The sequence below is a fragment of the Rhizobium sp. 768_B6_N1_8 genome, from assembly GCF_051811225.1.
GTDB lineage: Bacteria > Pseudomonadota > Alphaproteobacteria > Rhizobiales > Rhizobiaceae > Rhizobium.
In genome coordinates, this window is record NZ_JBPWPV010000002.1 from 770,190 (window position 1) to 790,038 (window position 19,849).

At 59.4% G+C, this 19,849-nt stretch carries 25 protein-coding genes; 8 read left to right on the top strand and 17 right to left on the bottom strand.

Going from position 1 to position 19,849, the window contains the following annotated elements:
* Position 1 precedes the first annotated feature (1 nt).
* From AB8B33_RS27910 to AB8B33_RS27925, 4 genes are all read right to left on the bottom strand, one after another.
* Entirely contained in the window at positions 2-661 is a 660-nt protein-coding gene (locus tag AB8B33_RS27910; protein ID WP_439017858.1) for a glutathione S-transferase family protein, read from the bottom strand.
* On the bottom strand, positions 658-1,503 hold the full coding sequence (locus AB8B33_RS27915) for an aromatic ring-hydroxylating dioxygenase subunit alpha (RefSeq protein WP_439018865.1): 846 nt from the start codon (positions 1,501-1,503) through the stop codon (positions 658-660). Before AB8B33_RS27915 ends, AB8B33_RS27910 begins: the two co-directional genes overlap by 4 nt.
* Entirely contained in the window at positions 1,503-2,144 is a 642-nt protein-coding gene (locus AB8B33_RS27920; protein ID WP_439017859.1) for a Rieske 2Fe-2S domain-containing protein, read from the bottom strand. Before AB8B33_RS27920 ends, AB8B33_RS27915 begins: the two co-directional genes overlap by 1 nt.
* Positions 2,145-2,294: 150 nt before the next feature.
* Positions 2,295-2,579, bottom strand: a complete 285-nt coding sequence (locus AB8B33_RS27925; RefSeq protein WP_439017860.1) for an acylphosphatase — start codon at positions 2,577-2,579, stop codon at positions 2,295-2,297.
* Positions 2,580-2,770: 191 nt separating this feature from the next.
* On the opposite strand from AB8B33_RS27925, the gene AB8B33_RS27930 reads away from it, so the two are divergent.
* Positions 2,771-3,328 (top strand): DsbA family protein, encoded by a 558-nt coding sequence (locus tag AB8B33_RS27930; RefSeq protein WP_439017861.1) that lies wholly within the window; start codon positions 2,771-2,773, stop codon positions 3,326-3,328.
* 186 nt (positions 3,329-3,514) lie between these two features.
* Here the strand turns inward: AB8B33_RS27930 and AB8B33_RS27935 are convergent, their stop codons facing one another.
* Entirely contained in the window at positions 3,515-4,777 is a 1,263-nt protein-coding gene (locus AB8B33_RS27935) for a DUF763 domain-containing protein (protein ID WP_439017862.1), read from the bottom strand.
* A gap of 219 nt (positions 4,778-4,996) precedes the next feature.
* Here AB8B33_RS27935 and AB8B33_RS27940 point away from each other — a divergent pair, with 219 nt between their 5' ends.
* Positions 4,997-5,578, top strand: a complete 582-nt coding sequence (locus AB8B33_RS27940) for a BA14K family protein (protein WP_439017863.1) — start codon at positions 4,997-4,999, stop codon at positions 5,576-5,578.
* Between the two features lie 188 nt (positions 5,579-5,766).
* Entirely contained in the window at positions 5,767-6,309 is a 543-nt protein-coding gene (locus AB8B33_RS27945) for a hypothetical protein (protein ID WP_439017864.1), read from the top strand.
* On the opposite strand, the gene AB8B33_RS27950 is transcribed toward AB8B33_RS27945, so the two are convergent.
* The 8 genes from AB8B33_RS27950 to AB8B33_RS27985 form a co-directional block, all read right to left on the bottom strand.
* Positions 6,306-6,929 carry a response regulator gene (locus AB8B33_RS27950; RefSeq protein WP_113320115.1) on the bottom strand — a complete coding sequence of 208 codons (624 nt, stop codon included), beginning with the start codon at positions 6,927-6,929 and terminating at the stop codon, positions 6,306-6,308. The genes AB8B33_RS27945 and AB8B33_RS27950 overlap by 4 nt on opposite strands.
* Position 6,930: 1 nt before the next feature.
* On the bottom strand, positions 6,931-8,319 hold the full coding sequence (locus tag AB8B33_RS27955) for a sensor histidine kinase (protein WP_439017865.1): 1,389 nt from the start codon (positions 8,317-8,319) through the stop codon (positions 6,931-6,933).
* A 58-nt stretch (positions 8,320-8,377) separates the two neighbouring features.
* A complete protein-coding gene (locus tag AB8B33_RS27960; protein ID WP_439017866.1) occupies positions 8,378-8,548 on the bottom strand; it encodes a hypothetical protein in 171 nt (56 codons plus the stop codon).
* A gap of 377 nt (positions 8,549-8,925) precedes the next feature.
* Positions 8,926-9,903, bottom strand: coding sequence for a glycosyltransferase (locus AB8B33_RS27965; RefSeq protein ID WP_113320112.1), 978 nt, complete (start codon positions 9,901-9,903; stop codon positions 8,926-8,928).
* A gap of 121 nt (positions 9,904-10,024) precedes the next feature.
* Positions 10,025-10,768: a hypothetical protein gene (locus AB8B33_RS27970; RefSeq protein ID WP_439017867.1), complete on the bottom strand. Its 744-nt coding sequence runs from the start codon at positions 10,766-10,768 to the stop codon at positions 10,025-10,027.
* Positions 10,761-12,254 (bottom strand): glycosyltransferase family 2 protein, encoded by a 1,494-nt coding sequence (locus AB8B33_RS27975; protein WP_113320111.1) that lies wholly within the window; start codon positions 12,252-12,254, stop codon positions 10,761-10,763. Before AB8B33_RS27975 ends, AB8B33_RS27970 begins: the two co-directional genes overlap by 8 nt.
* The gene (locus tag AB8B33_RS27980) at positions 12,251-12,880 is read right to left on the bottom strand and encodes an HAD family hydrolase (RefSeq protein WP_007823215.1); all 630 of its coding nucleotides are present in this window, start codon (positions 12,878-12,880) and stop codon (positions 12,251-12,253) included. Before AB8B33_RS27980 ends, AB8B33_RS27975 begins: the two co-directional genes overlap by 4 nt.
* The gene (locus AB8B33_RS27985) at positions 12,877-13,551 is read right to left on the bottom strand and encodes a hypothetical protein (RefSeq protein WP_439017868.1); all 675 of its coding nucleotides are present in this window, start codon (positions 13,549-13,551) and stop codon (positions 12,877-12,879) included. The genes AB8B33_RS27980 and AB8B33_RS27985 overlap by 4 nt, the downstream gene beginning before the upstream one ends.
* Before the next feature lie 238 nt (positions 13,552-13,789).
* On the opposite strand from AB8B33_RS27985, the gene AB8B33_RS27990 reads away from it, so the two are divergent.
* Positions 13,790-15,295 carry an oligosaccharide flippase family protein gene (locus AB8B33_RS27990; protein WP_439017869.1) on the top strand — a complete coding sequence of 502 codons (1,506 nt, stop codon included), beginning with the start codon at positions 13,790-13,792 and terminating at the stop codon, positions 15,293-15,295.
* A 254-nt stretch (positions 15,296-15,549) separates the two neighbouring features.
* Positions 15,550-15,936: a hypothetical protein gene (locus AB8B33_RS27995; RefSeq protein ID WP_439017870.1), complete on the top strand. Its 387-nt coding sequence runs from the start codon at positions 15,550-15,552 to the stop codon at positions 15,934-15,936.
* Between the two features lie 68 nt (positions 15,937-16,004).
* On the opposite strand, the gene AB8B33_RS28000 is transcribed toward AB8B33_RS27995, so the two are convergent.
* Positions 16,005-16,379 (bottom strand): GFA family protein, encoded by a 375-nt coding sequence (locus tag AB8B33_RS28000; protein WP_439017871.1) that lies wholly within the window; start codon positions 16,377-16,379, stop codon positions 16,005-16,007.
* A gap of 12 nt (positions 16,380-16,391) precedes the next feature.
* Positions 16,392-16,655 carry a hypothetical protein gene (locus AB8B33_RS28005; RefSeq protein WP_113320106.1) on the bottom strand — a complete coding sequence of 88 codons (264 nt, stop codon included), beginning with the start codon at positions 16,653-16,655 and terminating at the stop codon, positions 16,392-16,394.
* Positions 16,656-16,965: 310 nt separating this feature from the next.
* Between AB8B33_RS28005 and AB8B33_RS28010 the strand changes: the two genes are divergently transcribed.
* On the top strand, positions 16,966-17,229 hold the full coding sequence (locus AB8B33_RS28010) for a hypothetical protein (RefSeq protein WP_113320105.1): 264 nt from the start codon (positions 16,966-16,968) through the stop codon (positions 17,227-17,229).
* Positions 17,230-17,301: 72 nt separating this feature from the next.
* Here AB8B33_RS28010 and AB8B33_RS28015 read toward each other — a convergent pair whose 3' ends face one another.
* Positions 17,302-17,856 (bottom strand): hypothetical protein, encoded by a 555-nt coding sequence (locus tag AB8B33_RS28015; protein ID WP_113320104.1) that lies wholly within the window; start codon positions 17,854-17,856, stop codon positions 17,302-17,304.
* 198 nt (positions 17,857-18,054) lie between these two features.
* Between AB8B33_RS28015 and AB8B33_RS28020 the strand changes: the two genes are divergently transcribed.
* The gene (locus tag AB8B33_RS28020) at positions 18,055-18,351 is read left to right on the top strand and encodes a hypothetical protein (RefSeq protein ID WP_113320103.1); all 297 of its coding nucleotides are present in this window, start codon (positions 18,055-18,057) and stop codon (positions 18,349-18,351) included.
* Here the strand turns inward: AB8B33_RS28020 and xth are convergent.
* Positions 18,305-19,102: an exodeoxyribonuclease III gene (gene xth, locus AB8B33_RS28025; RefSeq protein WP_439018866.1), complete on the bottom strand. Its 798-nt coding sequence runs from the start codon at positions 19,100-19,102 to the stop codon at positions 18,305-18,307. The genes AB8B33_RS28020 and xth overlap by 47 nt on opposite strands.
* Positions 19,103-19,598: 496 nt before the next feature.
* On the opposite strand from xth, the gene rpsU reads away from it, so the two are divergent.
* On the top strand, positions 19,599-19,835 hold the full coding sequence (gene rpsU / locus AB8B33_RS28030; RefSeq protein ID WP_112545267.1) for a 30S ribosomal protein S21: 237 nt from the start codon (positions 19,599-19,601) through the stop codon (positions 19,833-19,835).
* The last annotated feature ends 14 nt before the right edge of the window (positions 19,836-19,849 follow it).

Consider the following 19,849-nt stretch of genomic DNA (forward strand, 5'->3'; position numbering starts at 1 on the left):
ATCAGCTTTCCTCCTTCGCAGGATGGGGATCGGGCTTTAGCTCGTGCAGTCGGTGGATGCCGGGCATTTCGATGAAGCCGTCAATGCTTCGGATGGCGCGCAGCCACAACCGGATCGTTGGGTAGGGATCGAGCGAGATGCCGCCATCAGGTGCAAGCGCCACATAGGGGAAGCAGGCGATGTCGGCGATCGTGGCACGGTTCGATGCCAGGAAGCGCATGCCACGAAGCTGCTGTTCGAAGAGACCGGCTTCCAGCTCGCGCAATGCTGCGATCCCCTGCGTCTGCAGGGTCTCGATATTGCCCGGGCGCAGCAGCATCTCGTGCAGCCGCGCGCCGCCGAGGTTCGCCGTCAGCCGGTGCGAGAAGGAGAGCCACTGCTGAACCCGTGCCGTCTCCTCAGGCGTGCTGGTGCCTAACCATTCCGGTGCGCTTTTGGCGGCGAGATAGGCGAGGATGGCTGAGGATTCCGTCAGGACGAGATCGCCATCCTGGAGGATCGGTATGGAACCTGCCGGATTGAGCGCCAGGAGCTCGGGTCCGCGATGTTCGGCGCCAGGATGGAAATCGACCGGACGGATGTCCAGCTTGATGCCGAGGATCGCGGCCATCAGGCGGATCTTGTAGCAGCTCGGCGAGAGAATGTAGTCGTAGAGCTTCATTGCGCGACCAACTGTGCACCGTAGGTATAGTTATGGCGCTTGAGCCAGCGTCTGTAGGCGACCGACGTTAGATCGGCCCTGGTCGGGATTTCCATGCCGGGGTCGAGCGGCAGCAGGGAAGGGATCTGGTTTTCGAGGATCGAGCGATCCTGCAGGAAGATCATCTGCTGAAAATGGATGAGGTCTGTCATTGGCGTTTCGTCATCAAAAAGGGCCATCCATGGCCATACGTCGCAAAGGTCTTCTGCAAGCGGCTGCACGAAGAGGGTAATGACATCCCATTCGCCCGGCCGGGGAGGGCAAGTCTTGTAGAGCACCGAGCAGGTCGGCGCCGGCACGCGGTACATATATTCGATAGTGATCCCGCCACTCGCCGACTTGGCGGCCTGCGGCTGGTAGAATTTCACCTGCGTTGCCCAGACCTCATCCTCGTCTTCGCGGATCTCAACCTTGTAATTCTCGACTTCCGTATGTGGCTCGGCGCCGAGAATATCGGTGTGGACGAAAGGGAAATGGGCGATGTCGAGAAAGTTCTCCACCGCCCGCAACGGCGAGCAGCGCACCCGTACCACGCCGACATCGACGAAGCGGCGGCCAGGCTGATCCGCCTCGGGAATGGCAAAAAGCTCCTTGGCGGGATTGCCGAGGGAAGACCAGACATGGCCGTAGCGGACACGGACCGAGAGGTTGCGCCCATCGGACGATGTCACCAGCGCATTGCCATCGGATGTGCGCGCCACTTCGATGGGTTCGCCCATCAGAGCGGTTTTGGTCCCTTTCTCGGTCAGTTGGGAAAAAAGGCCAACCGGATACCACTCGTCGATCATCGCGCCAGCCTTCATCATGCGACCTCCTTGCGCCGCGCTTCCGCCTGGCGGCGCACAGCCTCGGCGATACGGGACGCGGCAACACGGTCTGCCGGGCTGCGATCCTTCTCGATCATGACGTGAACGAGCGTGCGATTGATCTGCTCAGCCAACAGCAGCCGGACCCAGGGAAGATCGGCGATGCGGATAAACCCGTCCGAATCGACTTTGGCCCCAGCGGCGTCTTCGAGTGCGCCAATATCCGACTCCACAGTCAGCGAGCGCAACGGAACGAGATCGTCAAAGCGTGGCGGCTGTGCCGCCGGCTCTCCGACAGCCACCCAGACGACACCATCCGATTCCTCGACCTTGTGGACCGCGACACGGATCGTTTCCGGCGGCACGAGATCGGGATGAGCGGGGATACGAATGCATCCTCCCGCCGGAGAATAGCTCCAGCCATGATAGATACAGGAGAGCGCCTCGCCGCGCACGAAGCCATGGGACAATCGCATCCCGCGATGGGGACAGCGATCCGACGATGCCGATGCGCGTCCGGACTGGCTGCGCCAGAGAGCGATCGATCCCGCCGGTGTCCAGGCCGGCATCACGGTCGCCGGCGGCAGATCAGCAGAAAGGGCGACAGGCGTCCAGGAGCCGGCCGTAGCAGATGGCATAACCTATGATTCCCCAATTTTACCAAGGCTTTAGCGCTGTTGGCCGCGCACTGTCGCCGAGCTTGCGGCCTCAGTTTCCAGAGGCTTGCATAAAAAAATCGCATTGGCAACAATGATTAAATAAAGGGCAGGGGATCAATGCAGCCTGCTTTACGGTGTATCGGCGGGATCTACAATCCTGCGCTGAATCTCATCCACCCAGACGTCGATCGGGCCAAGCGAACACCCCATTTCCAGCATGTCGATCAGTTCCACAGGCCCCGCGACCTCAAGTTCGATTCGGTCGGCGCCGGTGTGAAAGAAATCCTGGGAAAGTCCAAGCTTGTCAGCATGGCGGCGGATCCACGGGATGAACGAGGCGGCATTGACATCGCCGAGGATCGTCATTCGCTCGCGCAATTCGACCTGCCGTACCTGCATCACTGATTTACCCATCATTTTATCCGTGAGGACAGCATAGCGGCTCGATGCATTTGTGAAAGAGGCATGACAGGCCAAACGGTCTTATGCCTTTCATGACACCGTGAATAAATAGAACGGGAAACAACCTTATCATCAGCGACGCCGGCTGCGCCGTTGATTATGGTGGCCGGTAATATCGTTCCGCAGGACAAGAGGACATGAATATGACGACGACTTCCTGGCAGGCAGACCCGCTCGTTTGGGGTTCTGGACCACGGGTTTTCGAGGCCTTTCTGGAGCCGACCTGCCCTTATTCCGTCAGGACGTTCAAGAAGCTGGATACGCTTCTGGAGCAAGCCGGTGCGGAAAAGATCACAGTGAAGATCCGGCTACAGTCGCAGCCATGGCATCTCTACTCCGGCGTGATCGTACGCTCTATCCTGGCGGCATCGACGCTGAAAGGCGGCAAGGAGACTGCGAAGAAGGTCATTGCGGCCGTTGCCGCCCATCGCGAGGAATTCGAGTTCGAGCGTCACGCCGGCGGCCCGAACATGGATGTGACGCCGAATCAGATCATCGAGCGCCTCGAGCGCTATAGCGGTGTTGCGCTGAAGGAAGCCTTCGCCATTCTCGATCTCGACCGGGAGATCAAATGGCACTGCAAATATGCCCGTCAGAACGGTATTCATGTCTCGCCGACATTCATGATCGACGGGCTCGTGCGCCCTGAGATGAGCAGCGGTGATGATGTCGAGGCCTGGGTCAAGCTGCTGATCGGCTGATTGCTCCCTCAGGCAGTAAGGTCGTCGACCTTACGCTCGAGATCGCTGATATAGGCGGAAACCGAAAGGTCTTCGCCTGTCGCATCCATCAGCAACCGACCGGCTCTCTTAAATCTCCGAATTGATGGACATTGTCATTCAGCCAGGCCTTCAGCGGCAGGTAGCCGCCCTCTTCTGGCCTGCGCTCTATGGTCGTTTTCTTGCGAGCGGCGGCGGCTCCCAGCCGAAGACGCTTCGGCCGCCGAAGGTCGAGGATTGCCGGAATTCGCCGGCAACGATTTCCTTGAGGTCCGGGCCGGTGACGTAACGCTCCATGCTGCGCGATTGGTCGTCCAGACGGCGCAGGGCCTGCAGCTCCTCTTCCCGGCCGAGCTTGCCTTTCATGACCGCCGATTTCATCACATTGATTGTTTCGTCGTAGACCTTGAGCGGCACGGGGAAGGGGTGCCTGTCCTTGCCGCCATGAGCGATCGAAAAGCGCGCGGGATCGGAGAAGCGGCAGGGCGCGCCATGTACGACTTCGGCAACGAGCGCCAGCGCCTTGACTGTGCGGGCGCCGACGCCGGGCACGAGAAGCAGATCTTCGAAATCGACCGGTCCGCGATCGGCAGCTGCGGCAAGGTTGCCGTGCAGACGCCGCATATTGACGTCGCTTTCGCGCACATCGTGATGGGCGGGCATGATGAGATGCGGCAGCATCAGCTGTTCGGCTGGCTCCGGCGCGGGTGCAGGATCAGCGGCCAGGGCAAGGGCTGCCGCCTCGCGAATAATGCGGTCCGGGCCAAACGCTGCGAGAAGATCGAGCTGATCGTGGCGGGATTTTTCCGCGCGCCGGTCGGCCAGATTGATGATCTCGCCTTGCGAGCGGCCTTCGATGGCCGCATGCGGAGAATTGACGAAGCTTTCCAATCCTTCCGAGAACCAGTGGTAGCGCCGCGCCTGACGTTTGTCGCCATTCATGCCTTGCTGGACGATCACCCAATGGCCGTCATCGGCGACGATGAAGCCGTGGAGATAGAGATCGAAACCATCCTGCACGGCTGCGCTGTCCACCTTGGCGACCAGGCGGCTTGTCTTGGCCAGCCCGGCGCCGTCCAGCCCGGTGCGGTCGCCGATCGCCATCAGCTCGTCCGGCGTCTTGCGCGATTGCGCCCCGCGTCCACCGCAGACATGCAGGCCGAGTTCTTTCGAAAGCGGCTTCAGCCCGCGTTTCAGCGCGCCGAGCACGCTGGTCGTGATGCCGGAGGAATGCCAATCCATGCCCATGACTGCGCCGAAGGACTGGAACCAGAAGGGATGGGCAAGCCGGCGCAGAAACTCGTCACGTCCGTAGTGGTGGACGATAGCCTCGGCAATCAGCGCACCAAGCGTGGTCATGCGGTTGCCCAGCCATGGCGGCACGCGCCCTCCGTGAAGGGGGAGGTCGGCGCTGCCTGCTCTCTGCGACATGCTTCCTCTTTCTGCCCGCAATCTGCTGCGATCGATCGGATCACCCAATAGAACAGCTATCCGTCAAAATCGGGGCGATGGCAATAAATTCCTATCTCCGAGAGTCCTCCCCATTGCACCAGCAAAATAAGCATCAAAAGACACGATTTTCGACCTGTCCGCGGAACCGAAGCCCGGCGTTCCTAATTTCTATCTGTACCGGGAATGGGAGATCGCGTCATGAAGTCGCTTGCTGCACCATCCATCTGTCTGGCAGTGGTGGGGACCGTTCTGGTTGGCGGTCTCGGAGTTGCGTCCTATGGGTTCCGCGAACCGGAACCCCATCATTTCGCCAATCTCGATGCGCCGCTCTGGACGACGACACCGACACGCGTTGATCCCCAAACACAAGATTACGAGCGCCTTCCGCCCCTCCAGGCCATGGCGGACGACGCTTCGCTTTCAAAGCCTGCCAATCTCGTCGGCATTGCAGCCATCGCGCCGCCTGATGCAGCCGTGGCGGGTGCGATTGAGCAGCCGAAGCAGGAATGGATGGCTGACGGCCGTCATCTCAGCCTGTGCCAGCAACGCTACCGGTCCTATAACGTGGCTGACAATTCATACCAGCCTTTTGACGGCGGACCCCGCAAGCCCTGCGTAATCGAAGACAGAGAGCTTTCCGTCGGACTACCGGCGGCCGATACAAGCCCCAACCCGCATATATCATGGTGTGCCGCGCGCTATAATTCCTATCGCGCCTTGGACAATACCTATCAGCCGTTCAGCGGGCCAAGACGTCCGTGCGTTTCTCCCATTATCTGAGCGAAGGCATTTTTCTTGCCGTGAGAAGGTTGCGTCCCCGAGGCGCGACCGTTGCTTGTGATCCCGGACCAAAGTCCCAGACCGCCTGGTACCTATGTCCGACCGTCTTGCAATTTCGGAACAAGCGGTCAATCTCGTGCTTCCTGCTTTTGAGCAGACACTAGGGAAGAACGACAAGGCAAGTGACGATGGCGATCTCTAAGCGCAATTTCCTGAAGGGCTGCGGCGCGAGTATTCTTGCCGTTGCGCCGTTGAAGGTCGATGTGGCGGGTTCGTTTCTCTCGCTCGCCAGCGAGGTAGCCTTCGCGAAGAACGAAAACGGTAATGGCGGGGGGAATGGAAACGGCAACGGCGGTAATGGCGGAGGGGGTGGAAACGGCAACGGCGGGGGAAATGGAAGCGGCAACGGTGGGGGAAATGGTAATGGCGGGGGGAATGGCAACGGCAATGGCGGGGGGAATGGAAACGGTAATTCGGGCGGCAGCGGCAACAGCGGTGGGAACGGCCGATCCAGCTCGAACGGAGCCGGCAGCACGAACAATGCGCCCTCAACATCTGGAGAACGGGCAACCGAAGATACTGACGGCTCGATCGATGTCCGGCATACGAATGGAATAACCGAAACCCTTCGTGCTGGACGTTACATCATGAAGGACTCGAAAGGCCGCACGATCATCAACAGGCGGGCGACATCGGCTGACAGCACGCGACTGACGCGTCTCTTGCGCTAGCGTTTTTCGCGCCACCGCAACGCGGCTTCCGTCCTGTTCGTGACGCCGAGCTTTGTCAGGATCTGGGTCATGTGATGCTTTACCGTTTTCTCCTGTAGATCGAGACGCAGACCGATATGCTTGTTTGAAAGACCCTGCGCAACGAGATCCATCACCTCGCGTTCCCGAGGGGTAAGCGCGTCCCTGTCCGATGCCTGCCCGCTCAATGAATATTCCATGACTTTGGCCGACATCGCCGGCGACACGTAGCGGGCTCCCTTGAAAACAGTGCGGATCGCTTCCGCCAGACCGCGGGAACCAACACCCTTGAGAATGTAACCCTTTGCCCCGCGTTGCAGCGCTTCGACGAGCGTATCGACTTCCTCTGAGGCCGTGAGCATGAGGATTTTGGTGTCCGGGCTTATCGAAAGGATCTCGTCGATCACCGAGAGCCCGTCCCCGGGCATCGACACGTCGAGAAGCAGCACGTCTGGACGGGTATCGGCGGCGATCATTGCGGCATCAGATGTGTTGGCGCCTTCTCCGACGACGACAAAATCGCTGACCTCGGAGAGGCTACGGGTCACCCCCTCGCGAAAAAGGGGATGGTCGTCTACGACGCCGACTTTGATAGACGTCATTCTATTCCTCCACTTCCATAGGCGCGAAGGTCATAATGACAGTCGTTCCGCCTTCACCGGTTTTTATGTCGAATTCACCGCCAAGGCTATCGATTCGCTCTTTGAGCCCCACAAGGCCGAGGCTCGCCGACCTCACCTGCGTCGGATCAAAACCCTCGCCTCGGTCACTGACTTCGATGCGGACGCCGCCGCCGTGTGATGTTGCCCTGACGGCCTGCTCAGCGCCGCCGCCATGGCGATAGGCATTGTTGAGTGCCTCTTGAATGAAGCGGTAGATACAAATCTTGAGAGCGGGGGCAAGCTCCCGATCGTCCTCGTCAATTGTTGTATCGACGGTGGTGTTGGTCTTCTGCTGGTGGGCCTCGACAACGCGTTTCACGATCTCCGTAGTCGAAGCCTTCTCGATTTGCGGCAGGACCAGCCCCTTGCAGATGTCACGGATCTCCTTCATCGCCTCGGCAAGGCTCGAACGGATCCAGGCGAGTTCCTTCTCGCGCGTCTCCGGCTGGATAGCGGCATCGACCAGCAGGTTGCTGTCGAGACGCAGCGAAGCATAGGCGATGTGCTGGGCGGGGCCGTCATGCAGATCGGCTCCAATGCTGCGCAAATAAGTTTCATTCAAGGCGGCGGCGCGCCGGGAGGACAGTTGAAGCCTGCGTTGCAGACCGCGATTTTCGGCGAGAAGTGCGGAGAGTTCGTCTACTCTGGCTTTGAGCGCTTCACGCTGGACCTCGATCGTATGGCTGCCGCGAAAGACGAGAATGGAGAGAACGAGGAAGAAGATTGCGGTCAGGCCGGCCACGGCCAGCCAGCTCCAGAGCCGCGCTCGTGCGAGGCTGTCTTCCAGCCCTTCGGCCGTCTCATAGAATTCAAGCACGGCCACAGCCTCGCCCGACCAAGGCTGCAAAACAGGATTGTAAATTTCCATGAGCGCCCTGCCGAGACTGCGCTCCTCGGCGCTTTCGGGGTCGCTTGCGACTTCATAACGTGCGACCAGCGAGCCCGCAAATGCCTGGGCGAGCTTGTCATTGACAGGAAATGTCTTCCCCACCAGTTCCTTTTCATTGGAGTAGAGGATCGTGCCATCACGGCGCCACAGCTTGAACGACACGAGACGGCGGCCAAGCGCGCCCTGTCCGAGCGTTTCATCGAGCGCCCTGGCGCTTCCCTCGTCGAGCAGCGATTCCGTCTGCATGTCGGGAAGCAAGGGTGCGACGACGCTATCGACATAGAGCGCTGTTGCAGCCCCGGAATTGTGGATGACGGCATCCTCGATGAGATGGGTGACGATGAGCCCTATGACGAACATTGCGCCAAGGGAAACAAACCCTCCCATGATGAAGAATTGGGAAGCGAGGGAGCGGGCATTCCACCGTATGAGCCAGTTCATTTCCAACCTGATTTGCGACGATCCTTGCAAACTATCGCATCGGCTGGACTTTTCCAGTTCACCTGGCCTGGATGACATCGGCGCCAGGAACGCTGGCGGTCAACTGATCGGTGTCGCCCGACATGGCCGTGCCGAAGACATAGAGCAGGACGGCAAGAAAGATGACGAGTGCCATCAGGGATGCGTTCCACGCGCTGGAAATTCCCGGGATTTCGTTCCTGTCACCCATGACTGAACTCCTCTTTCGATGGAGGGCCGAACGGGTGGGGAGGCAGTGCGTTCCGGATCTGGGACTTCAGTCCGCGCGTCATCAGACCAAAGTCCGAGCGTCGGAACGGCGAGTCCGGAGAAAGATCCAGCGGCTTTGCCGTGCCTGTCATCGCGATCCTGCTTGCGATGGCGGGAATTATCGCCGCACTCGTTGCTATAGCGGATAGTGATGACCGTCGCGGCGGCCAACGGGATGTGAATGCTCGCGATGACAGTTATCGCACGCCTGTGTCAAATGGTTCTCGAATGGCAGTATCCAGGCCAGTCGGTAGCCGTGCCATGAAGACGATTTGAAAGAGCCTACGCCAATCTGGAACGGGCGGATGCTGTCGACCATCAACGCGATAAGGCCTGCCATGGCGAAAGTCTTCCAAAGAACTTAGCGATGGCCGAGAGCGAGGCAGCCCGCATACGCAACAGTCGTTGCCGGCGAAGGGCATCGACGCGCGTTCCCGGTGCCTTCGCGAGCGCCGCCCTGGCCGCCCTTACGGGCTCCACCAGGCTGCCGGCGACATCCGGCAAGGCATCCACTTCCGCCTCGAGGCGCGTGAGGTAGGCGTTCAGACCATCGGCAGCGGCTTGCCGTAGTCGGCGGGTCGGAGCGTTGCGAAGTCTGCGCGTCGCCCAGCGCAGATGTTCTTCGGCATGCCGGTGCAGTGCCTGCGGATGCTTGTAGGCCCTGTGGTCGCCAAGCATGTCGGCGACAAATGCCACTTCTCCGAGCTCGCCGCAGCGCCACCAGAGCTCCATATCCTGCAGATATTGCCAGGCTGGGTCCCAGCGGCCGGCCTTGAAGAAGACATCCGTGCGGATCGTTGCGCCCGGCATCGCGACCATATTGTTGAGCAGCAGCAGTTCCCGAAACGCTTCACCGCTGTTGCTGTAACTCCACCCGAAGCGGCGGCCGGGAATGGGATCACCCTCATAGGTGATCTGCCGGAAACGGCCATGGATCAGGGCAGGGTGGCGCATTGCCGCGCGCCCGATGGCGCGTAACGCCCCCGGCGCGAGACGGTCGTCGGCATGCAGGGTGACGAGGTAATCGGCATTTGCGCCGGCGGTGTAGGCGCGATTCCAGTTGTCCGTGCGCGGCACGGTGTCTCGGTGCAGGGCCGGCTTCAGCAATGGAGATGAGTAGGATGCGATCATTTCCCGACTGCCGTCCGTGGAGCCGTTGTCGCAGATATGGACCTCGAAGTTCGGATAATCCTGTGCCAGAGCGCTGTCCAGCGCCTCCGCAAGTGTCTCAACATTGTTGTAGCAGGGTATGATAATGGCGAGAGAGGGTAATTTGCTCGATATCCCGGCTGTCATGATGAACTCCCGTTTACTAGGTCCCCTGATCCCGCGAACGCGTGTCGAGGGGATCGTTAGCAAGGCTCCGCCCGTCTCCGTCGAAGTGGAACGGCACCGGTATTTTCCCCTATCCTAGCCACTAGCCGGCAAGGGTCACGTCTGCGATCTTGACATCGAACACGTCACGCGCCGGCAGCGTCCGGACATCGAAACCGTGTGCGACCACGCCGTTCAGCATAGGGCAGACAAAGAGCAGGCCGTTATGCGAGAGGCGCGCCCGGTTCTGCAGGCTGTGGGCCAGAGCCAGCTGAAAAACGGCGACGTTGCGGAACGCATAGACGCCTGCCGATGCATTCTCGGAGATGACGACCTTTTCCCTTGCTTCCAGCATCCGGCCATCATTTCCAAGCCTGATATAGCTGTATTGCGGATGGTGGGAGGCAAATGTGAGTGCCAGACCGCCGAGATTGGGTTCGGTTGCAAAGATTGCAGCAATATCCGCATCGCAGTCGAACATGATATCGCAGAGGTCGACGACAACGGGCGCATCCGGAAAAGCGACGAGTGCCACACCGGCCGCAGCGCTCCAGGCAGCGCCACCGCTCATTTCGGACAGCCAGACGATCCGCGCTGCCGGATAGCGTGCCTGCAATGTTTCCCGAGCGTAGCGCCGTGATGCAGGCCTGTCCCGCAGCACGAAAACAGGCACAGCCGCGCTGCTCCACCAGGGACGCGCCTCCAGCGTGGCGCCGAGCAATGTCGTCTTTCCAACCGGCATCTCCGCCTTCACCGAGCCGTCAGGCCGCTCAAAATCATTCCCGGCCATGGGAATGATGATGTTCAGCGGCGCCATCGCGTCCGGCCTGGTTCCGACGTCATGCATAGGCAGGCTCACGGCCCTGCAGATATTCGGCCAGATCCTCGGGCGTACCAAGCCCGTGCATGTTCCTGACATCGATCTCGTAAACGCCGATGCGTGCACCGTTACGGATGGCGTAATTATAGGCCGGGCAGACATAGAACTCGTTGTTGGTGCGATCGTTGTGCACCATCATGTCGAGCGCGCCCTTCATGAAATCGCCGGCGCGGCGGAAGAAGTAGATACCGACTGTTGCCAGTTCGGAGATCGGCTGCTTTTCGGCAACCCTGAGCACGAATCCTGCCGCATCGGTTTCGGCGAAAGACCATTTCGGGTCGCGCTTCGGGTCGCGAAACACGAGGATCGATCCGTCGAGATCGCGCGACATACAGTCATCGATGAAATCGACGATACGCATGTCCACCACCTGGTCGGAATTGGCGATGAGAAGGGGAGCTTCCTCATCGAGATGCTGACGCGCCAGCAGAACGGTGCAGGCGGTGCCTTCGGTGAGTTGATCGACCGAAACGACCCCGACGCCCTGCGAGCGAAGTTCGGCCACCGCATCCGCCTGGCTGTCCAGATGTTCGCGCAGCAGCAGGACCGTTGGTTGTCCACCCGGCGGCAGCGTGTTTTCGAGCACATGCTGGATCATCGGCCGGCCAAGCACGTCGATGAAGGGCTTCGGGCGGGTGAACCCGACCTTGGCGAAGCGGCTGCCCCGGCCGGCGGCCGGCACCACCAGTTGCACGGGTCGCTGGGCCTGTGCTGAGGATAGGCGGCGGACCCCGTTGACCTCGAAATTCTCGATCATTTTCGGGTTGTAGAAGCTGTGGTAGCGGTCCGCGGGAACGCTTGCGGAAACGACGCGGCCGCCATCCAGGATCACCTCGTTTAGCGACGAGCTGACATAGTAGCGGTCATCCACCGTCACCCCGTGCCTCAAGGCGGCAGTCGCGGCCTTGAAAAAAATCTGGGCCTCGCGGAAATAATAGAACCCAGCGATCGCCTTGTTGCTGATCACATCCTTCTCGGACGTGCGGTTGACGAAACCGTCGTCGCCGAGCGTCACATAGGACCAGCGCGGGTGGATCGTCTCGAAAGTGATGACGCCGGCATCCGCCTTGGCTGCCTCGAATTCCGCAATCACGGATGCAAGCCGGGTGTCGATGATCTGGTCGCTGTTGGCAATCACCAGCGGCTCGGTGGGGTCAATCTTGTCGACCGCCATCAGGCAGGTGCAGAGCGCACCGGCCGTCGGGCCTTTCAGCATGACCACCTCGGAACGGCCGTTGGTGCTGAGGTCAAAGATCCGCTCGTAGGAATATTTGACGGCATCCTGCTGGTCGACGAGGAAGAGGAAATGCGCGTCGCTGCCGAGCGACTTCATGTTTTCGATGGCCCATAGGATCATCGGCTTTCCGGCCACTTCGATAAGCGGGCGCGGATAGGCATAGTCTTCCGGGCTGAAATGCGGGCTTGTGCCCGTAGTGGGGAACAGGACGATCATGCCATCACCTCCGATACACGCTTGATCTCCGACACGATCCGGCCGTAGACAACGTCGGCCGGTGTTCCGATCTGCATGACGTAAGCGCCGCTGTCGCGCGCGGCCTTCAGGCCGTATTCATTGTCCTCGAGAATCAGGCACTCATCCGGTCTGAGGCCGAAGCGCTCCATCGTCGTCACATACATTTCCGGATCCGGCTTGGCGCGGGTGACATCCTCATTGGAAACGATGAGGTCGATATATTCTATCAATCCGGCGCGCCGCATCATGGACTCGATGGTGACACGGATCGAGTTCGAGCAGACGGCGATCTTGTAGCCATCGTGCTTGAGACGGCTGAGCGCGTATTGATGGGCAAACACCGGCTTGCAGCGGGTGTAGATCAGCTCCATCGTATAGTCCTGCTTCAGCTCGTGGATCAGTTCGTTGAGCCCCTTCGGCAGGCCATTGGTACGGGAGAGGATCTCCAGCTTGCGGCGGGTTGGCAGGCCATCGAACGTAGTCAGATGCGCCTGGCGGTCGATCGGCATGCCGAAAAGATCGAGCGCCCGGTTCAGCGCCTCATAATGCCATTCCTTGGCATCGATCAGCACGCCATCCATATCGAACAAAACAGCACGGATCATGTGACTTCCTCCTCAACCATCCAGGCAAAGCTCTGCTCGGCTGCATCGGGCAGATCGGTACAGATCATCAGCCGCTCGAGCGGAAGACCACTCTTTGCAGCCTGTCGCAATGCGCCAGACCAGGCGGCCCAGACCGCTTCATGCGGGCGCTTGTGCAGTTCCGGCGAGACCATCGCGACATATTTGCCGCGCCTTAGATCATCGATCGCGCGTTCGATCGAGGCCGGCTTCTCGGTGAAAGAATCCACCCATACGCCCTCACAGCGTTCGTAGAAGGACGGGTAGAGCTCGACCTCACTGTAGCGGGTGAAAACCGGGATATTGCTATCGAGATAGGGCCTGAGATCGGGAACCGACGCGTCGAAAACGAAGGAGCGTTTCGTCACCTCATATTGTTCCAGCATCGGCAGCAGGGCAGGGCAGAGGCCGTCCGCCTTGATATTGATGGCCAGTCGTCCCGGTGCGCCATTTGCTGCATAGCACTCAAGAACGCGCGCGAAGGACAATGCCCCGGTTGTGGCAGGATCGTGTGAAATTACCAGTTCACCATTCAGATCGCGAACATCCAGTTCAACGCCGTGTCCGGCGGCAAATGCCTTGTCGAATGCGCCTAAAGTGTTCCGCTCATGGGGTGCAAGCCACCAGCCACGATGTGCGAGTATCATCATCATTATGTCCCTCCGGCCCAATCGGCCAACAAACGATTTTGTGTCGTCACAAAGGGCGGATTAAATCCATGCATGTGCCGACCAATCTTCATATGCAGGATTGTAATTTCATCTTGACTATGCAGAAGTGAGTATAGATCGTCAATATCGAATATACACCAAAGTTGTTACTTTGGTAACACATGCGGTACGCGTAATAATGACAATATAAACTCAGATAAACTCAAAAGAACATGTGACCATGGGCACATCTAGTACGGCATCACTACCCGGCGCAGGGGAAGACCAGGAGCCGCGTAGTGTCTCTACATCACGGGATGCGCTATGGGTTTCGGGCGCTCGTCTGGTCAGCCAACTCTGCGGTATCGGTACATTGCTGGTCGCAGCCCGCGTCCTCTCACCGGCCGAGGTTGGCGTCTTTGCCATGGTCTCTTCGACCGTTTTGCTGCAATCGAAGATTGCTGAAGCCGGATGGAGCGAATATCTGATTGCTGCACCGCATGATAGGGAACTGCCCGGAACGGTTCTCTATTGCGCGCTTGCAAGCGGACTCGCCTTCACCATTCTCGGCTTGATTGGACTTGCTGTTTCCCTCGTCTGGCTGGCGCCGACCGGGTCGATCTTCTTCACTCTTCTGCTGCTGATGGCGACCATCGTGCCCGGCACCTTCATCATCTGTCAGAGCGGCGTATTGGTCAGGAGGCGACGCCTGCGCGAACTTGCCTTCTATCAGGCGTCCTCGGAATTTTCGGGCCTTCTCGTAACGACCGGAGGGCTATTGCTCGGCTGGGGCATCGTCGCGCTTGCGGCAGGACGCTGTTGCGTCGTGCTTGTCGCACTCCTGATGTCCACCGGCTTTGCGCGCTGGCTTCCGCGGTTCGAATTCCAGCTCACGACTGCCCGCGAGGCGCTTGCCTATTCCACCCGGCTCCTGGCATCGCGCCTCATGCAATTTGCACAAAGTTATGGCGCGGAGTTCCTGATCGTGTTCTTCATCGGCGCGACGGAGGTCGGCATCTATAGAATGGCAAGCCGTATCGTCGGCGCCGTCACAGAGCTGATTTCCGAACCCGTGCGGATGCTGGCATGGAGCTATTTCTCCCGCCAGCAGAACGCGGCGGGCAGCGGGGCGGAAGGCCTCAGCCGGCTTATGGGATTGATCATGGCGGCCACTGCTTTTGCCGCTCTTCCCGTCTTCATGGGCCTTGCTGTCATATCCGAACAACTCGTCAGCGTGCTGCTCGGGACGCAGTGGCTCGCGGCCGCCCCAGTTCTCATTCTGCTGGCAGCTGCGCGCGGCATTGCCGTCATCCAGATGCTCAACGAGCCCGTGCTCAGCATTATCGGCCGGGTTGCCCTGCTGCCGCGGCTGAACATGCTGTTTACGGCAACAAGCCTCGCTTGCCTTGCAATCGCCGGCTGGATCCGACCGGACCTCGTCAATATCGCGGTCGCGCAGGTCGTGGCCGCGGCATTGACAACTTCAGTGTCTCTCTACTTCCTGCAGCGCGGCACCGGATTCCGTTGGCCCTCCTTGTTGCGTCGGATCCTGCCCGCCGGGCTGGGCGCCTGTGTCATGGTCGGCGCCGTCGGCCTGGCTCTCCATATGACAGGCGGCAGCCTGCATCTTCCTTTGGTGGACTTGTTTATGGGAGTTGCGGTGGGAGGCCTCGCCTATGTCGTCATTGCATGGTCCAGCGGTCGTGCCTTAATGGCGGAGCTGAACCATGTGACGGGTGCGCAATAGCGGCATGGATGCGGATGCCTGTTAAACCCAGCTTTCGTTGGTCTCCTTAGCCAATGCTCGAACGCCATGCACCAAAAAATTGTATCCTTGTGGCGATTTATTTCATTCTCAAATGGGCGGGTGAGATCGCCCAACTCGACTGGCTGTTGCTCCTGTTCCAGGCATAAAGCGGTATGTATCGGCGAGCTTCGAACTTATGACGGCTGAGCGCGTTCTCATCTTGCGATAATCGACCCGGCGGATGGGAGGTGCTTATGACGGATATACGTACGCGCGGATTCAAGACGAAGGCTGAGCTTGACGAACATCTTGCCGACATCGAGGAGGCGGCCGAAACGGAACAAGTCATGCCTACGGTCGACCATTCGGTGGAGAAGCAGGAGACCGTCGAGCTCGCAAGATTGCAGGAGGATCTGACGTTGCTGCGCAGACACCTCGCTCTCCTCCGCGAGCAGGCGAAGACCGCGATCTCGGCACGCGCCCAATGGACGGATGCGAGTGCCCATGAGCAGCTTGGAAATTATCCCTGGCTGAAGCTCGCCGGGGTCATTGCCATAACATTCCTCGCGGCCACGCGGTTGCTGCCTCCGTCGAGAATGGCGACGATCCCTCTCGCCCTTTCACGCTTCAACCGAATGTGATCACCCTTTTGAGCTAAAAGCTCGGTGTGCGCAGCAGCCCGTCGCGAACCTTCGACATCGGGCGCCTGTCAGATCCGATCCTCCTCGAACTGTGCCGCGCCCTCGACCGGCTGAAGCCAGGGTTCGCGGCGCTTGATCCAGAGCTCATAGGTGGGCTTGAGGCCGGTCGGCGCATCCTGCAGGGTTCCGAGTTTGATCTCGGCTTCGTCTTCGTCGTAGGCAAAGACCCGCGAACAGCAGGCCGGGCAGAAGCGGCGGCCTTGATGCACTGCGGTTTCCCCGGTGGTTTTGAAGGCGGACGTCGGCCAGATCGCGTAATAGGTAAAGGCTGCGCCACTCTCCTGGCGGCAGTCGGTGCAATGGCAAAGCCCGACGCGCTTGGGTTCGCCCTCCACCTGGTAGCGCACCTGGCCGCAATTGCAGCTCCCGGATCGTATGGTCATCCAATGCCTCCCTTAATGTTTCACCCCGAAAGGCGGTTGATCGTCGTCGAAATTGCCGTTGCTCAAACTGTCGTAGCGATTGAGGCTCGGCTCGCCGCCTCGGGTGCCGAAGGGCGTCAGCTGCACCATCATTTCCCTCGCACGATCGATTGCGTCTTCTTCGCTCAGCGCCGCCGCCTCGGGAAGGCGCACCGTCAGTTGCTCACCGGCGTCGCCGAAGAAATCGACATGCCAGGCCTTCTGCCGATGCGTCACCTTTGCCTCGTTCAGATGCATTGAAACCTCCGTTCGGCTTTTCCACCGGTTTCGCTTCTCTCGGGCATGGAGATCAGTGTATCAACCGATGTACTGGCGATTGGTTCCGAGCCCTCCTTCCTTCGGGTGTTCACTGCCGGCTTGCGGCGTTGTTCACTCAAGGCTTCACTCCGCCGGCACCTGTCGAAGAACATAAGCATTCATTGAAGAGCAGCGATCGATATAGTTTTCGCTCGGCGGACCTACATAGAGATGATCGAACGCATCTATTTGCGGTCCTCTGCGTTCACTCCAAGGACGGATCTTGTTCGAACCCTCGAAAGGAACGCAGATGAGTTTTCCAACCCCGACAAGCAATGATCCCACGCGCCGGTTTCAGGATGCGACCGATGCTGCCCGCGTTGCCCTGGAGGCGCTTATCGCCGATGCCAACGCTGCGGGTTGGAGCACGGATGAAATGGCCGTGGCACTCGTTGAGGCGGTACGGTCTCTCAAAGACGCAAACACCAGGGACCCCGACCCTGCCGACGATCCGCCAATCAGCGACGTCGATGCGAGGCAAGGGCAGATTGGACGTGGCGAGTTATTTGACTGAGTGACGACCAGCGGTCGCTCATAACAGACAAGTGACAGGAAGTGAGACCTCATCTCGCACGACATCGTCTCGTCAGATCCTGATCTGCAACAGGCCCCCTTTGGCTACCTGTCTGCCGTGGCACCAGAACGGATGGATCATGTCACTGATGGTCAGGATGTCGGCACATGGAACAAGCGGCGACCATCCTTCATTGGCATCGAGCCCGACGAAGGCCAGTCTTGTCAGGGATCTTGTGCCTGCCAGCAGATCTTCGTCATCAATGGTGATGTCCAGCAGCAGCACTTCCGGCGCCCGCACGGAGCAATCGACTGCTTCCCGAGCGATTGTCGTCACCGACGTGCTTGCTCCGATATAGAAGGCCATAATCGTATTGTTATCGAAGTCGGCGATGGCGGGAATGAGCAGATTTGCGGGCAGGGCCGTCAGCGTATCGCGTGTACCGTCAAACCGATGTCCGGTTGCGTCCTCGCCTGCGAGACTGCGATTTCCCGAAAATTGATAGAAGACCTCGCGTCGGGTCAGATATTCGACCGTCCAGCGACCGGAATGGTCTGCTGCATTTGAAGTCGCGAGTGCCTCGATCTCCGAGACGACTTCATGGAAGGTGGTGCGAGCGTTGGCCATGGCGATTCTCCTTGAGGGAACAAAAGCGGATGGCGGGTGAATGTTCCTGCGAAAAGAGAATAACTTCCTATGCGGGCCTGATAACCAACGACGCCGATCATGATGCGGTGCCTTCGGTGTGGTCCCGCTGAAAGGCGCAAATAGCGCCATCATATTGACGCAGTGCGCGTTAACCTTTGAAAGCGAAAGGAGATGAGCATGGCCGGACACGATAGCTACTATATCGAGATCACCACGCGTCTTCGGTCGGTGCGTTCTTTCTGCGACTTCCTGTCGAGCGGCGGGACTGTCGGCGTTGCTTCGGCGGACGGCTCACGCTACGGCGACGTCACCACCGATTTGCTTGCAAGAACACGCAAGGAAGCAGATGCCCTCGATCGCATGCGCCGTCAACTCTTTCCGGATCGTGCGGACGAAGAGGTTTCGCCGGCGCTCTATACTTGTGGACTCACCGGCTCGCGCCAGTCGCGTAAGGCAGGTCGAGCTCAATCATGACTGGCGCATGATCGCTTGTATGGTCCCAACTTCGCGGATTGCGCCGCACGCTAGCAGAGCGAAGATGCCCAGCGAGGTCGGGACTGAGAAGAACGTGGTCGATCCGCATTCCTGCATCCCGTTCGAATGAGTTTCTCCAGTATTTCCAGAAGGTGTAGATTCGCTCATTCGGGTGAAGGTGGCGAAGCGCATCCGTCCATCCCTGTTGAACCAACCTGGCATAGGCCTTTTTGACCTCGGGTCTGAACAAGGCATCATCGCGCCATCGTTCCGGGGAATAGACATCCATGTCTGTCGGTATGACGTTGAAATCGCCAATGAGCAGGGTGGGGACTTTGAGGTCCAAGAGCTCCCCGGCATAGTGATGCAGGCGCTGGAACCAGCGCAGCTTGTAGTCGAATTTTGGGCCAGGCGCCGGGTTGCCGTTTGGAAGGTAGAGGCAGCCGATCAACATCCCGTTTATGGCCGCCTCGATGTATCGGCTGTGGCTGTCATCCGGATCGCCCGGCAGGCCACGGCGTGTCAGCACCGGCAAAACGCTTCGCGCAAGGATCGCCACACCATTCCAGCTCTTTTGGCCATGCCAGACGGCACGATATCCGGCGCTTTCGATTTCCCGTCGCGGGAATTTATCGTCAGAGGTTTTCAGCTCCTGAAGACAGACGACATCAGGCGCATCTTCTTCCAGCCATCGCAGCAGTATTGGAAGGCGGCCGATGATCCCGTTAATGTTGTAGGTAGCTATCTTCAATCGACCTCCAAAGAGTGAGGCGGGCCGGACAGGTTGGACGATCGTCTGCCATTCGTCGGCCATGGCGGGAAACCGGAAAAATCGCCATATTCGCCATCCCCGCCGCGTCCGGTTGACACGGCCCGCGCTCGGCAAAGGGAATGTGCATGGCTTCAGAAGGTTCCCGTCAGGCCGCTGGTGGGCGGATCAGGCTGCCTTGCAATACCGTCAGGCCGTTCTTATTTACCTCCCCATCACCCCTATCGGTTTGGTAAGGCCCAGAGAACGACGCGTGCTCTTCTAGAAGAGGTGTGCGCGTTCCAGCCAAAACCTTAGCAAATATCGACCACTGGCTGGTTCATCACACATTGCGGCCGCGTCGACGCAGCGCGGCGGCAAGGCGTGATCCTCTGATCCCTTCAGCCAAGGCTGCCCACGATTGCGCCATTTGCGCAGAACGAATGCCGAGAGATCGCCAGCCGAGCGGGCTCAACACCACTATCCGCAAGGAGAAAACATGCAGGTTATTGTCAGAGACAACAATGTTGAACAGGCTCTCCGCGCCCTGAAGAAGAAGATGCAACGCGAAGGACTATTTCGCGAAATGAAGGAACGCCGGGCCTATGAGAAGCCCTCGGAGCGGCGTGTCCGCGAAAAAGCCCAGGCAATTGCCCGACAACGCAAGGCTGCCCGCAAGAAGATGCAGCGCGAAGGGCTTCTGCCGGCCGCAAGACGCCGCGCGTCCGCACGCTGATGACAGCAGCGCCG